The following is a 15,642-nucleotide window of genomic DNA, read 5'->3' as shown; positions in this document are numbered from 1 at the left end:
TAGCCTTAACCAGTAATCCAGTTTTTACTATATTTTTAATGGCAATTGTTAGTCTTTCTCGAGGTTTATTAGAACCAATGGTGATGACTATTCAAAATAATTCAATAAAAACTAATAATAGAGCTGTTATGTTATCTCTTTATTCTATGGTTGGAAGTATTGTTTCTTCTGGTATTAATCCACTCATTGGAATTTCAGCAGATAGATCTTTGGAAACTTCTTTCTTGTTTTGTGGATTATTAGGAGTGATAGCGACTATTCTACATTTTTTCTTAAAAGAAAAAAATCCAGTTAATTATAAAGATGGAAGAGTAATTTAGTGTAATATAAAAAAAAGGGTTTAGCACAAAATTGTGCTAAACCCTTTTACTATAACCTACTTAGTTTCTTCAGTTTTTACTTCTACTTTTTTAACTGGCTTAGGTAATAATTCTTTTCTACTTAAGCTTATTTTTCCTTTTTCAGTTGAGATAACTTTAACTTCAAATTCATCTCCAACTTGTAATACATCTTCTACATTAGCTACTCTCTCATGAGAGATTTGAGAAACATGTAATAATCCATCTTTTCCTGGTGCTACTTGCATAAATGCTCCAAATGAAGCTACTTTTACAACTTTAGCAGTGTAGATTTCTCCTACTTCAACATCTTTTACATATCCATTTACTAATTCAACAGTTTTATCTAATGCATCTTTATCTACAGCAAAGATTAATACTTTACCAGTATCATCGATATCAACTTTAGCTCCAGTTTCTTCTACGATACCTTTGATATTTTTTCCAGCAGGTCCGATTAATGCAGATATTTTATCTGTATCGATTTGCATTTGATACACTCTAGGAGCTGTAGCTGCTAATTCTGCTCTAGGAGCTGGGATAGCTGCGTTCATAACACCTAATATTTGTGTTCTTGCTACTAATGCTTGCTCTAAAGCTATTCTCATAACTTCTTCATCTATTCCAGTGATCTTGATATCCATTTGAAGTGCTGTGATTCCTTTAGAAGTTCCAGCTACTTTAAAGTCCATATCTCCTAAATGATCTTCTAATCCCATGATGTCAGTTAAAACTACATAGTCGTCTCCCTCTTTAACAAGACCCATAGCTATTCCAGCTACATGTTCCTTGATAGGTACTCCAGCAGCCATAAGTGATAATGATCCACCACAGATACTTGCTTGAGAAGATGAACCGTTTGATTCAGTGATCTCAGAAACTACTCTGATTGTGTATGGGAATACTTCTTCAGTAGGCAATACGTAAGATAGTGCTCTTTCAGCTAATGCTCCATGACCTAATTCTCTTCTTCCTGGTCCTCTCATGAATCCAGGTTCTCCTACTGAGTAAGAAGGGAAGTTATAGTGAAGATAAAATTTCTTATAGAAAGTTTCATCTAATCCATCGATTAATTGCTCATCATGTTTAGTTCCTAGAGTAGTGAAAACCATTGCTTGAGTTTCTCCTCTAGTAAACATTGCTGATCCATGAGGTTGAGTTAAGATATCTATTTCTGCAAAAAGATCTCTTAATTCATTTGTTTTTCTTCCATCTACTCTATGCTTATTATAAACAATAGCTTCTCTTACTAATTGTTTCATAAGATCATGATAGTATTTAGCGAAATCAAATGCTAAAGCTTTATCTAATTCTTCTTCTTTAGTTTTTTCCATATAATCAGCTGTAAATATTTCTAATAATTCAGCTTCTAATCCATCTACTGCATCTTCTCTAGCATGTTTTCCGATTGTTAATACAGCTTCTTTTAATCTTGCAGTTGCCTTTTCATCGATGAATGATTTAACAGTTTCGTCGATTGCAGGTGCAGCAAATTCAATATTTTCTTTTCCTATTAATGCAGCAAATTCCTCTTGGAATGCACATATTTTTTTGATGTTGTCATGAGCAAATAAAATTGCATCTAACATAACTTTTTCAGATAATTCAGCTGCTCCAGATTCTACCATGTTAACAGCTTCTTTTGTTCCTGCTACTGTTAATTCTAAATCACTTTCAGCTAACTGAGCGGGGCTTGGATTTAAAACAAATTCTTCATTGATTCTTCCAACTGTAACTGCTGATACAGGTCCTAAGAAAGGAATATCAGAAACCATTAATGCTGCTGATGATCCGATGATTCCAAGGTAATCAGTAGTACAAGATTCGTCATATGACATTACTGTATTTACAATATGTACATCATAGTTAAATCCTTCTGGGAACATTGGTCTGATTGGTCTGTCTATTAATCTAGCAGTTAATGTAGCATTTGTAGAAGGTCTAGCTTCTCTTTTCATAAATCCACCTGGCATTTTTCCAGCTGCATAATATTTTTCTACGAAATCAACTGTTAATGGGAAGAAGTCCGCTCCTTTTCTAGGACCTTTACTTCTAGTTGCTGTTACTAGTAATGCAGTTCCTTCACACTCTACTAATACGGCACCTCCAGCTTGTCTAGCTAATTTTCCAGTGGACATTTTTATTACTTTTCCACCAATTTCTAACTCCATGTTTTTTTCATTAAACATATATTCCTCCTATTATATTGGATAAGCACAGGGCATTATCCTTACATTATATTTTGAATTTTTACCACCAAATACTAATTAGATAAAGTGTAAAAATTCGGTTATTTCAATAGGAGACACAAAATAATAAGGGGTAAAAATATAATTTTTTGAATTTATATTTTTGTCTCTTACTACTTATTTATCTCCTATTGCTAGTAATTATATCACCCTATCTTCTTTAAGTAAAGGCTTAAAAAGAACTTTCAAACTATATTTTACCACTATTAAAAGAAAAAAAATAGTTCCTTAGATAAAGATTATTTTGATTGTAATAAGGGGGCTTAAAATTTTTAAAGTTGAGAGAGAGCTAAGAATGAAATTTTATGTTAAAATATAAAGACTAATGAATATGGAGGAGAATATGAAAAAAAAATTAATTATAGGGATATTTTTTATCTTGAGTATCTCTATTTTTGCAAATGAAACATATATAAAAGGGAAGATACTGTCTATATTAAAGGAAGAAGAGTTAATAGATGATGATTACCTTACTTCTGTAACGGATTTTCAAGTGGAAATAATGGAAGGTGAGGAGAAAGGTAAAATATTAATGATAGAGCATCCTACTTATAAGGAAAAACAACATAATTTATCTTTTAAACCCAATATGAATGTAGTCATATATAGGGATACAGATGGATATTATATTGTTGAAAGGGATAGGAGGGGAAGTATCTACCTTTTAGTTACACTTTTTTTAGGATTGACACTTTTTATAGCAAAAAAACAGGGTTTGAAGGCTATAATTTCTTTAGGAATAACAGGATTTTTAATATTTAAATTTATGATACCTGGGATCATATTAGGATTTTCACCTATTTTGATTGCTATAATTATTTTATCGATATCTTCTGTAGTTACTATATTTTTCATGACTGGATTTAACTCCAAAGGAATTCTAGCTATCTTAGGAACCTTAGGAGGAGTTATTTTTGCAGGTATTTTATCTATATTTTTTTCAAAGACTATGGGTCTTACAGGATATACAACTATAGAAAGTATTAACTATGCATCCCTTCTAAAAAATATTAATCTAAAGGAACTGATATCAGCAGGGGTAATTATAGGAAGTGCAGGGGCAGTTATGGATGTATCTATGTCTATTTCCTCAGCTCTTTCAGAGATAAAAACCCATAAACCAAATATTACATCTTTGGAACTATATAACTCTGGAATGAGTATAGGACGAGATATTATAGGAACCATGATAAACACTCTTATACTAGCTTATATAGGGGGATCACTTTTTACAATAATGATCCTTACTATACAGCAAAATGATTTTCCAAATATTAGGATATTAAACTTTGAATTTGTAGGAGTAGAATTTTTACGAGCTTTTTGTGGAAGTATAGGGATACTCATAGCTGTTCCCCTGACTTCATTTTTAGCTTCTAAAATTCATGTAGAAAATAAAGAAAAATAATACTAAATTTTCAATTTTTTTATATTAAAATTATATAATAATAAAAATAGAAGTTTTGCCTGTAAAATACAGTCAAAACTTCTATTTTTTCAATTTTATCTTGTTTATAAAGTTCTTTCCCCCTGAGAGGGAGAGAGTGGCGATAGCCAAGAGAGGATCAAAGAAAAAATTTTAAAGACTAAAAAGTTCATCATCTTTGATAGTAGTATTCTTGGTTTGAAATATTCTAAGGAGTTTTTCAGGGGTAAGATCTTGTTTTTCTGAATCTTTAAAATCCAAGATGATCTTACCTTCGTGGAGCATAATTAACCTGTTCCCATATTTTATAGCATCACTTAAATTATGAGTTATCATAAGGGTTGGTATATTATTAGCCTCTACTATTTTTTTTGTTTTTTCCATGATTAATTTTGATGTTTGGGGATCAAGGGCAGCAGTATGTTCATCTAATAGTAATATTTTTGGTTTATTTAAAGTTGCCATAATAAGAGCAAGACATTGTCTCTGTCCACCAGATAGTAGGCCAACTTCCGTATCTAATTGTTTTTCTAGTCCCAAACCTAACTCAGTTAAAATGTTTTTATAGATCTCTTTCTTTTTTTTATTTAAACCAAGAGTAAGGTTAAATTTTTTTCCTTTGTTATCTGCCATGGAAAGGTTTTCAAAGATTGTCATAGATGGTGCAGTTCCCAAGGTAGGATTTTGGTATACTTTAGAGATAAAGGTATTTCTTTTGTAACTAGCCAAATTTGTAAATTCCTTATTTTCTATGTATAACTTTCCACTATCTGGACTAGTGTTTCCCATAATTATATTTAGAAGGGTAGATTTTCCAGCACCATTACTACCAATGATAGACACAAAGTCACCATGATTTAATTGAAAATCTAATCCTTTAAAAACCTTTTTTTCAGTGCCTAACTCAGAATGAAATGATTTATTTAAATTATTAATTTTGAGCATTTTAGAATCCACCTCCTAATTTCTTTTTAAATAGTAACGGGAACGTTAATTTTAATTTTTTACCTTTAAATGCCATAATTCCAACAGTAAGGATTGCAGTAATAAGTTTTACATCACTAGCATTAAAGCCTATTTTGAGCGAGCCTAATATTATAAATCTGTATAGAATAGAACCGACAATTACGATGGTTGTGATATTAAACATCTTTCCTTTTTTTAAGACGCTTTCTCCAATGATGATAGATGCAAGTCCCGTAACGATAGTACCTGTCCCCATTGCGATATCAGAAAATCCTTGATATTGAGCTAAGATTCCACCAGATAGAGCTACTAGTCCATTGGCTAACATAAGACCAACTATCTTTAATTTTTTTTGGTCTATTCCCAAAGATATAACTAATGTTTCGTTGTCACCTAAAGCTCTGAGAGAAAATCCAAACTTTGTTTTTAGTAGATAATCTAAAAAGAATTTAGATAGGAGAACAATAAATAATATAATAAAAAAATTATATTTGTTTGAAAAAATGTTATCAACTCCAAATAATGGGATGTTGGATCTACCCATTATTCGAAGATTGATACTATATAAACCTGTCATAACAATGATACCAGCCAAGAGATTTGTAATCTTAAATTTGATGTGGATATATCCTGTTATAAATCCTGCAAGGGACCCACCTATGAATGCTACTCCTAAAGCTAAAATTGGGTTGAAACCTTTTATAATAAGGATAGATACAATAGAAGCCCCCATTGGGAAAGACCCATCTACAGTAAGATCTGGAAAATCTAATATTTTATAGGATATATATAGTCCTAAAGCCATTATTGCAAAAATTAGTCCCTGTTCAATAGTCCCTATTAACATAATTTATTTGTATGATAAACATATGAGCTCTATCATAACCCTCCTTTTTTTATTTACTATACTTTCACACTATGGTAAATTTATACCAACTATAATGTGTTCCGTACACACAGTTTATGAAAATTTAGATATTCTTTGTGTCTGAGCTTTTAAATTTTATTAGTATAAAATATTACTTATTTAATAATTTCCATATTTTTCAACTGTTCTTTATTGGGTAAAATTCCATATTTATTCATTTGTTTTTCATTGATAGTTATTTCTGATTTATTTAAATATTCTATGGGCATATTTTCTATTTTTTCTCCATTTAAATATCTTATAACCATCTCTCCAGTCTGATATCCCACTTGATATTCTGATATTCCAGATGAAGCTAGAGCCCCTGCCTTTGTAAAATCTTTGGTAGCGCCGATAACAGGAAGGTCCGCTTTGTTAGCTCTATCTATGATAAGGCTATAAGCCGACGCAATATTATTATCCTTTGTAGTATAGAGTGCATCAACTTCTCCTAACAAACTATCCATGGCAGAAGCGATTTCTGTAACATTAGTGATCCCTCTAGCAATGACTTTATACCCTTCTTTTTCTGCAACTTTACTAAACTCTTCTGTAAGATATGTAGAGTTAGCTTCACTGGTAGTATATATAGTTCCTATTGTTTTTGTTTTAGGAAGTAATTCTTTTATTAATTTTACTTGTTCTCTTACTGGAGACATATCACTGACTCCTGTGATATTTTCACCTTTTAATCCTGCTATTACAGGGTTAGTTACGGCTGTAAAAAAAAGTGGCTTTTCATGTACTTTATTTAAAGCTGCTTGAGCACTAGGAGTAGTGATAGCTACTATAATGTCAGAACTTTCATTAAATTGAGCTGCTATAGTCTGAGCTGTTATAAAATCTCCTTGAGCATTTTGATAGTTAAATACAATTTTATCTTTGTATTTGCTATTTTTCAGAGCGTCTTCTACTCCACTTCTAATTAAGTCTAGCGATGGATGTTCCACAATTTGAGTGATACCAATATTTATTTGTTCTGAGATATTCACTGTTTCTTTACCCTCTTTATTTTTTCCCTTACACCCTACTAAACTCATGATTAAAATGATTCCTAAAATTAATTTTTTCATTTTCTTGCTCCTTTTTAATTTATTTTTATTTTTTAAAATAATAAAAAAGAGATTAACCCATTAGGATTAACCTCTTCTGTATAATAATTTTTTTGTATCTAAAAAACAACAATATTGTTATTATTTTCTTAGATATATTTTGAAATTATATATAACTACAGCAACTATTGGTCAAAAACAGATTTACTTAATAATTCGGTATTAAATTTATTAGAATCGTTTTTGCACCACCAAGTAAGTCTCTTAGACATAATAGTCACCTCCATTTAATTTTTTATTTGAGTAATCATATAATAAATATAATATAATTGTCAATATAATTTTTATTTTTTTTGAAAAGTGTTAGAAAAAAATAGATAAAAGTGTATAATTATATTAAATATAAACATAAAATATATAGGGTGGTAGAGATGGAAATAATAACTTGTCACATATATGCAGATTTAGACGCACTTTCCTCTATGGTTTTGATAAAAAAATTATATCCTAATGGGATATTGGTTTTTCCAGGACATATTGGAAAAAGTGTAAAAGCTTTTGTTAATCTATATCAAAATTTTTTACAGGTGAAAAAAATAAAAGATATTTCCATGGATAAAGTAACTAAACTAATAGTTGTAGACACTTCAAAGAAAAATAGAATAGGTTTATTCGAACAACTATTAGATAGAGAAGATGTAGAAGTTATAATTTATGATCATCATAAAATTAGTGAAAATGATATAAAAAATCGAAAGATTATCAGAAAAAATTATGGATCTAATACAACTAATATATTAGAAGTTCTTTTAGACAATGATCCGGATATTAAATTTGAGGAGATAGAAGCTACTATAGGTCTTATGGGCATCTATGAAGACACAGGAAATTTTAGTTTTGACAGTACCACTCCAAAAGATTTAGAGATGGCATCTTATTTATTAAAAAAGAATGGAAATTTATCCAAGGTCAATGAATATGTTCAAAAAGGATTAGAAAAAGAGCAACTAGAGATATTTATAGAACTTATTGAAAATTCGGAGTTCATAGAGATAGATGGAGAGGTAGCACAACTAACATACTATAAAAGTGATGATTTTATTTTTGGTATGGATGAGTTGATAAATAAGATACAGTATCTAGGGAAATCCAGTTTGTGTGTTATTTTATGTGGAAATAATAAAAGAGTAAGTATTATAGGAAGATCTTCAAATAAAATAAATGTAGCTAAAATTTTAAAAGATTATAATGTAGGAGGGCATGAATATGCTGTTTCTGGTATAATTAGAGATCAAAATATAGAAAATTTATATGCTGATATTAAAAAAAAAATAAAGAAGGTAATTAAGCCTAGTAAAAAATCTATAGATATAATGAATGTGCCAGTTAAAACAATTTTAAAAGGTACTAAAATTAAACTTGCTTATAAGATAATGTATAGGATGGGATATGGTGGGTTGCCCATTGTAGAAGATGGGAAAATTGTAGGAATAATCACAAGAAATAGTGTAGACAAAGCTCTAAATCATGGATTTTCAAATGCACCTGTAAGTGCTTATATGACTTCAGAAGTAATTACAGCAAATTTAGATCTTAGTGTTGAAGAATTAAAAGCTCTTGTTGTAGAAAAAGGAATTGGAAGGGTCCCTATAGTTGATAGTGAAGGAAAGATACTTGGAATAGTAACTAGAACTGATATATTAAAATCTATCTACAGTAAAAACCCCGTAAGAAAAGCAAAAAAATTAAAGTTTGAATCGGAAATAAAAAATGATATAGAAGAGGTTGTGCCAGAAGAACTCTTGAAATTACTGAAAGTTATAGAAGCGGTATCAAAGAAAAGAAAAGAAAGAGTCTTCTTAGTAGGAGGGATTGTAAGAGATCTTATCTTAGGAATAAATAATAAAGATATTGATATAGTAGTAGAGGGAGATGGGATAAAATTTGCTATTGAATTAAAAGATGTACTAGAGGCAAAAAAAATAAGAATACACGAAAAATTTAAAACAGCAATGGTAGTAGTTAACGAAGATTTAAAATTAGATATAGCTAGTTCAAGATTGGAATATTATGAGTACCCAACCTCACTTCCAGTAGTGGAATATGGAAATATTCGAGATGATATGTATAGGAGAGATTTTAGTATAAATGCCATGGCGTTGGAGATTGATAGTTATAATTTTGGGAAACTAATTGATTTTTATGGTGGCTATGATGATCTTAAAAATAAAAAAATTAAAATTTTACATAATTTGAGTTTTATAGAAGATCCTACAAGAATAATAAGGGCATTTAGATTTGCTGCTAGATATGGATTTGAACTAGGGAAAGATACAGAGATCTTTTTAAAAAATGCAATAAGCGATGGGTTTTTGAAAAAAATATCTTGGCCTCGAGTTAAACAGGAACTAGAAATTTTATTTTCGGATAAAAATTTAACTAGAGGGATGGAATTTTTAAATAAATATAACGTATTTAGTGAAATTAATCCTAACATTGAATATGACTTGGAGATGAAAGAAAATATAGGAAAAGTAGAAAATTTTAAGGAACTTCTAGATTTTGTAAAGGTTAAAAGGTGGCTATTGGTATTTTTGATTATATTAGAAAATTTAGAGAAAAAAGAGTTAGATTTAGTGTTTAAAAAATTTAATTTTTCAAATAAATTTATAGAAAAGTATGATTATGGTATATTAATAAGGGAACGAATACTTGAGAAGTTAGATTCAGTAGATAAAAAATCAGATATATATAATGCACTGAAAAATATATCGATGGAAATAATAACTCTTATTTATATTCAAAATAAAAATGAAAAAATAAAAATAAAAATAGAAGATTATATCTATAACTTATCTAAAATAGAACCTCTTATTAGTGGGAAGGATCTTCTGAAAAATGGAGAATTACCAGGGGTAGAATTCAAAGAAAAACTAAATGATTATTTTATGAAGCAACTAGATATGAAAGAACCAACAAAGGAAAAAATATTAAAAATGTAGGAGGAGAGATGAAAATAAATTTTTTATACATATTAGTGATATACAATATTTTTGTTATTACTCTAAAAACAGAGTCAAAACCGCTATCTTCTAAAGAAAATCCCATAGAAATTTCGACTATTGATTCAAAGATTGAATTAAAGAGATCTCAAATAATGGAATTGGAAAAATTAAAAAAATCAATCATGAAGAAAAAAAAATCTGGTGAAAGAATTAAAGTAGGGCTTGCTCTAAGTGGAGGTGGGTCTAAAGGATTTGCTCATATAGGAGTGATTCGAGTTTTGGAGGAAAATAATATCCCCATAGACTACATTAGTGGAACTAGTATGGGAGGGATTGTAGCCGGTTTATATGCAGTAGGCTATAGCCCAAATGAGATAGAAGTTATTGTGAAAACTATGGACTGGAAATATAGATTGTCTAATGATCCTATGAGAATAGATATTCCATTGGAAGAAAAATTTAAATCTGAAAAATATTTTGCTTCAGTAACTTATGATAATAAATTAAATTTTAGTCTTCCAAAGGGAGTTTTAACAGGAGAAAAATCATATTTAAAATTAAAAGAGTTATTTTGGGATGTAAAAGATGTAAAATCTTTTAATGAATTTAAACCTATTCTACGGGTAATTGCAACAGATTTTAATACAGGAAAAGCTAAAAGTTTTGACCATGGAGATTTGGCTCTCATTGTAAGTGCTAGTATGGCAATTCCTACTATATATGACCCTGTAAAAATAGAGGATAAAGTTTACATAGATGGGATGGTTTCTAGGAATTTACCAGTGGAAGACCTTTTTTTAGCAGGAGCAGATATTGTTATTGCTAGTGATGTAGGGGCTCCTCAAATAAATCAATTAACATATAATTTATTGACTGTAGTAAGTAAAATTTCTACATATAGAGGGAAAGAATCTACAGAAAAGCAAAGGGAATTAGCAACTGTAATAATAGATCCTGATGTTAAATTAGAGGATGCGACAAATTTTGATAATTTTGACACCCTAATATCTAAAGGGGAGTCAGCAACTAAAGAAAAATTGAAAGAATTAAAAAAATATGAAATCTTAAATATAGAAAAAGAAAATCGAAACCGAGGAACTTTAGAGGAAGTATACATAGACAAAATTAAAATTAATGATTTTCAATTTTTAGGAGAAGAGATCAAAAATGAAATAATAAAAGATCATTTGAACAAAAAAATTCCAGGAAAAGTAAGTTATAAAGATTTGGAAAGTTTAATGATGAAACTCTATGCTATGCCATATATTGAAAAATCTTACTATACAATTGATGGGTCTACATTAAACATAGGTGTAGATGAAAATGATTTGAATTTTATAAGAGTTGGAGCAAACTATAATTCTGATGTAGGAGCAAAATTAGCTATAGGAACAGATCTTACAAAAATAGGGAAAATAGGTAGGGTAACATCTTTAGAAGTTGAGGTAGGAGATTATAAAACTTTTGAATTTGATAACTTTTGGTATTATGGAGAAAAAAATAAAATAGGAGTGAATTTAAATTTTGGATATGAGGAAAATCCTTTATATATCTATGATGAAAGAAGTTTAAAAGCTGAATCTACAGAGAAGAATAAGTTTATAGATCTTAGTTTAACAACTAAATTATTTAGGCAATTTGATCTATCCGCTGGAGTGAAATATATAGATACTAAAAATGAATTTGATGTTGGATCTGATGAATATAAAAAACTTTTAACTCAAAACTATATATATCAAGAAGTCTATTTAAAGCTTGTTTTAGATAGAAAAAATAGCTCGATCTATCCTACCAAGGGTAGTTATTTACAAGCTAGACACGAAGTCGGGGGAGTAGGGAGTGATGATGTTGAATATTATAGTGAATTAGCGATAATACAAGGTTATATACCGTTAACTTCAAAACTTTCATTGAATGCTTCTTTAAGTGGAGGAGTGATTACTGGTGAGGATATTCCTTTAGGAAATCATTTTAAAATAGGGGGAATAAACAACGATTTGGACAATAATTATATTTCGTTTTATGGTTATAATATGATGCGAGAGTTAGCTTCTCAATTTGTAGTAGGTCAGTTAGGAGCACAATATATGATCTATCGAAATATATATGTATTAGCTAAAATTAATGTATTATCTTATACTGGTGTAGAGGATAATCGCTTAATAAATAATAGCGACAACTTGATATTTAAAAAATTTGAAAGTGGATATGGGATAACTTTAGGTTATAAATCTATTTTTGGGCCAATAGAACTTTCAGCAACTAATGATGCAGATTCTTCTAAAAGTGCAATAATATCAGTTAATATGGGATATGTATTTTAAAAAAATGAGGCTGAACCCAAAAGGTAAAGCCTCATTTTTTTATGTTATATATTTTTTATAATAAGATCTGAATTTTTTAATTTTGGAACATAATGGATATTATTTGACCTGAAGTATCTTGTATCAGAAGTAGTATCTATAACCTCTACAGATTCTTTTGGTTTTCCAATAGCGATTAAGACTCCTAAATCATAGTCATCAGAGATCTCTAAAAGATCTTTGATAATAGGTTTATTATATGCACCGAGAAGACAGCCACCATACTTCATATCTCTTAGCTTTAACATGATATTTTGACTGGCGATTCCCATATCAAAATTAAATAAAGCTTCATTAATACCTATCTTTTTTTCGTTTAACATTAGAATATAAGCTGATGGAGATTCATCCTCTTTAGGACTCCAGTTTATAAAACCAGCCCATTTAGTATGTGGAAAAACTTGACTACAAATTTCTTCATTTGATATTAAAACATATCTTATACATTGTGCATTTCTAGCAGAACCAGAGTATCTAGCAATTTCAATAACTTCTTCTAACTCTTTTTTATTGATCTTCACCTTTTCAAAACTTCTAAAAGATCTTGTTTGTCTTATTAATTTATCAATCAAAAATATTACCCCCTTTATAAACATATCTACTAAAAGTATCTTTCAAAATACGTCATATGTCAATAGTAAGAAGGGTATAAATTTTATTTTAATGTTTATTTAATGTTTTATCTATTAAATTTTAATATGACTAAAATTTAATAGACACAATATCACATTACTTTTTATTTTTCTTTTCTCTGTTTATTTTGATAAAATTATAATTTCCATGGATTTTTCTTTTATATCCAAAATTTGTAATAGTAGGAAAGATCCCTATTCTCCTAATTTGGAAGAGATCATCACTGAGACAATACGAACCTGAATCAGTAGAAACTGCATATGGATATCCAATTTCAATAACTAATTTTTTAGCTCTGTCATCTAAATCTCCATAGGGATAGGCAAAGGAATTTAATTTTATATTTAATTTATTTTCAGTAATCTCTTTATCTTTAAATATTTCCTCTTTCATCTGAGCATCATTTAATTCAGATAACCTTGGATGACTAAGAGTGTGACCTCCAAATTCAATGAGACCAGTATCTCTCATCTCCTCTAACATAGATAAATCCATCATTTTAAAAGTTTTTTCATCGGTTAAATCCACATCCCACTTATTATAGGTTCTGTTAGAAACTAGATAGATGATAGCTTTGAATCCAAATTCTTTTAGGATAGGGAGTGCATATGTATAATTATCTATATAACCATCATCAAAAGTTAGCATAACATATTTTTTTTCAAATCTTTTATGGATAGGAATATTAGCTAGATCACCAAAAGTAATAGGGATATAACCTCCATTCTTTAAAATCTCCATATGGTCTCTAAATTGATCGATAGTCACATAGGTACCGTGTTTTCCAGATTCTGTATCTAGATCTTTTATTACTCTATGGTACATGATCACAGGGATATCATATTTGTTTACTCGTACCCACTCTCTTTGATATGTTTTTTCTAAAATATCTACAATTTTATCGATATTAAAATTTTCTGTGATAAGATCTATTACCTCTGTAGGAGTTTGATTTAATTTTACTCCATTTTCTATCTCTGATTTAATAAAATTCCAATCAAAATCATGGGGTGTTCTATCTCCTACATCTCCAAAATTAGAAGCTAAAGCTTTAGATACTGTATCTACATCTATTATGCCAATTTCTTTTGCTTCTCCAATAGCTAGAGTAGGTCTCCCCATGAGTAAACTCTCCATAGCTACCCTTCCTGCTCCTATAATTAGATCGGAATTAGCCATATATTCATAGACATTATCAATATATCCTGTAAAGTTTACTTTATCTTTAAATTTATTAAATCTTTCGGGAATCTCTTTTCCACCGATTATATTTACAATATATTTATCTAAATCAATTGAATTAGAGAGAAGATTATAAGTTATATCTGCTTTAGGGCCTGATAAACGACCAATGATAGATATTACTTTTTTTGAGTTTTTAGGAGGGACCGAGATTTTAAATTTAGTTAGATCTATCCCGTTTCTAAGAACTTTAATTGTAGAAGGAACTACATCAAAGGTTTCTATTAAATCTTTTTGGATGTTTTCGCAAACTGCATATCCACATCCGATTGGTTGTTTTCTTTTTCTATGCTTAGAAACATGTTGCATCCCATGAACAGTAGTTATAAATGGAGTTTTTGTAAATTTACAGGCTATCTCTGTACTCCAAGCAGAAGCACGGGAATGTGCATGGACTACATCTATCTTATTTTTCTTTATGATTTTTATTAATTTTATTACTTGATCTACCCTTTGGAAGATATTTCTCTTGTTAAATGCAAGGGGGATATATTCACCTCTGTTTTTCTTTGTTAGTGTATCGGAAACAAAATATAAATTATGCCCCCTATCTATTAATTTTTCTCCTATTTCAACTGCATATACTTCAGCTCCTGTAACTTCTAGCTGAGATAATGCCATCAATATATTCATTAAATTCCTCCTTGAATTTAGTTTTTGATTTTTTTAGATGCAACGTCACGTTGCTATTTTATAGGTTTATTATACCATAAATTGATTTTCTGATTGGTAGGAAATTTTTGTGTTTTATAGGTTTAAAAACTATAGAAGTAGAAATATAATATTTTTTGTAAAAGGATTTTTTTATTTAATTTTACTTTTTTTCCACATTATTTTAGTCAAACTTTAATTTAAATTATAAAAGTAGTATAATGTGTTTAAAAGAAGTGAAAAAAAGCCTTTAACCTTTTCGCTTTGAATTTTTATTTATCAAACAAAAAGGAGAAGTATGGAAATCAAAAATAGTTTAAAAGAATGTGTTTTTTTTAAAATAAATAATTGCTTTAAAATAGATATGAATAGAATAATTTTATTCTGTAATCTTATTTATATTTCATTAATTTTAAAAATAGTGATTAATGAAAAACTTTGGAAATATCAACAAACAATTACTTTGAAATATTCCATATATAATTTATTTGTCATTCTAACTTTATTAACACTTTTTTATTTAATGAACTCGTCAATAAATCTGAAAAAAATTAAAATGTTATATAAAATAAGTTTTACTATACTAGCTTTAGTTTTTATTATTTACAGTTCTAAAATCTACTATGAAATAATACTTTTTTTTAATTATATAAAATATTTTTTTATTATATATCATATAGAAATTTTTATTATTTTTTATATATTATCAATATTGGAATTAAAGCAGTATTTATATAGAGAAAACATCAATAAAAACACAGAGAGAAAAGTTGAACTATATGAAGAAAGAAAAAAAGATTTGGATTTATT

At 28.9% G+C, this 15,642-nt stretch carries 10 protein-coding genes; 4 read left to right on the top strand and 6 right to left on the bottom strand.

Annotated elements, in window-relative coordinates:
* On the top strand, positions 1 to 320 hold a 320-nt coding region (locus WBG30_RS09905), incomplete at its 5' end, for a hypothetical protein (RefSeq protein WP_424504494.1).
* Positions 321 to 376: 56 nt separating this feature from the next.
* On the opposite strand, the gene pnp is transcribed toward WBG30_RS09905, so the two are convergent.
* The gene (gene pnp / locus WBG30_RS09900) at positions 377 to 2,527 is read right to left on the bottom strand and encodes a polyribonucleotide nucleotidyltransferase (RefSeq protein ID WP_424504493.1); all 2,151 of its coding nucleotides are present in this window, start codon (positions 2,525 to 2,527) and stop codon (positions 377 to 379) included.
* Positions 2,528 to 2,930: 403 nt separating this feature from the next.
* On the opposite strand from pnp, the gene WBG30_RS09895 reads away from it, so the two are divergent.
* Positions 2,931 to 3,995, top strand: coding sequence for a YibE/F family protein (locus WBG30_RS09895; protein ID WP_424504492.1), 1,065 nt, complete (start codon positions 2,931 to 2,933; stop codon positions 3,993 to 3,995).
* Between the two features lie 171 nt (positions 3,996 to 4,166).
* Here the strand turns inward: WBG30_RS09895 and WBG30_RS09890 are convergent, their stop codons facing one another.
* The 3 genes from WBG30_RS09890 to WBG30_RS09880 all read right to left on the bottom strand — a co-directional run bounded on the left by WBG30_RS09890 (position 4,167) and on the right by WBG30_RS09880 (position 6,959).
* The gene (locus tag WBG30_RS09890) at positions 4,167 to 4,958 is read right to left on the bottom strand and encodes an ABC transporter ATP-binding protein (protein ID WP_424504491.1); all 792 of its coding nucleotides are present in this window, start codon (positions 4,956 to 4,958) and stop codon (positions 4,167 to 4,169) included.
* 1 nt (position 4,959) lies between these two features.
* On the bottom strand, positions 4,960 to 5,826 hold the full coding sequence (locus WBG30_RS09885; protein WP_424504490.1) for an ABC transporter permease: 867 nt from the start codon (positions 5,824 to 5,826) through the stop codon (positions 4,960 to 4,962).
* A 176-nt stretch (positions 5,827 to 6,002) separates the two neighbouring features.
* Entirely contained in the window at positions 6,003 to 6,959 is a 957-nt protein-coding gene (locus tag WBG30_RS09880) for an ABC transporter substrate-binding protein (RefSeq protein ID WP_424504489.1), read from the bottom strand.
* 410 nt (positions 6,960 to 7,369) lie between these two features.
* Here WBG30_RS09880 and WBG30_RS09875 point away from each other — a divergent pair, with 410 nt between their 5' ends.
* On the top strand, positions 7,370 to 9,940 hold the full coding sequence (locus WBG30_RS09875) for a CBS domain-containing protein (protein WP_424504488.1): 2,571 nt from the start codon (positions 7,370 to 7,372) through the stop codon (positions 9,938 to 9,940).
* An 8-nt stretch (positions 9,941 to 9,948) separates the two neighbouring features.
* Positions 9,949 to 12,267 (top strand): patatin-like phospholipase family protein, encoded by a 2,319-nt coding sequence (locus WBG30_RS09870; RefSeq protein ID WP_424504487.1) that lies wholly within the window; start codon positions 9,949 to 9,951, stop codon positions 12,265 to 12,267.
* A gap of 44 nt (positions 12,268 to 12,311) precedes the next feature.
* On the opposite strand, the gene WBG30_RS09865 is transcribed toward WBG30_RS09870, so the two are convergent.
* Positions 12,312 to 12,878 carry a nitroreductase family protein gene (locus tag WBG30_RS09865; protein ID WP_424504486.1) on the bottom strand — a complete coding sequence of 189 codons (567 nt, stop codon included), beginning with the start codon at positions 12,876 to 12,878 and terminating at the stop codon, positions 12,312 to 12,314.
* A gap of 157 nt (positions 12,879 to 13,035) precedes the next feature.
* Positions 13,036 to 14,814, bottom strand: a complete 1,779-nt coding sequence (locus tag WBG30_RS09860) for a polysaccharide deacetylase family protein (RefSeq protein WP_424504485.1) — start codon at positions 14,812 to 14,814, stop codon at positions 13,036 to 13,038.
* Between the last annotated feature and the right edge of the window lie 828 nt (positions 14,815 to 15,642).

Origin of the sequence: Psychrilyobacter sp. (assembly GCF_049671765.1) — a bacterium.
Classification (GTDB): domain Bacteria; phylum Fusobacteriota; class Fusobacteriia; order Fusobacteriales; family Fusobacteriaceae; genus Psychrilyobacter.
The sequence above is the reverse complement of the archived record's forward strand: the minus strand, read 5'-3'. Positions and strand labels throughout refer to the sequence as shown.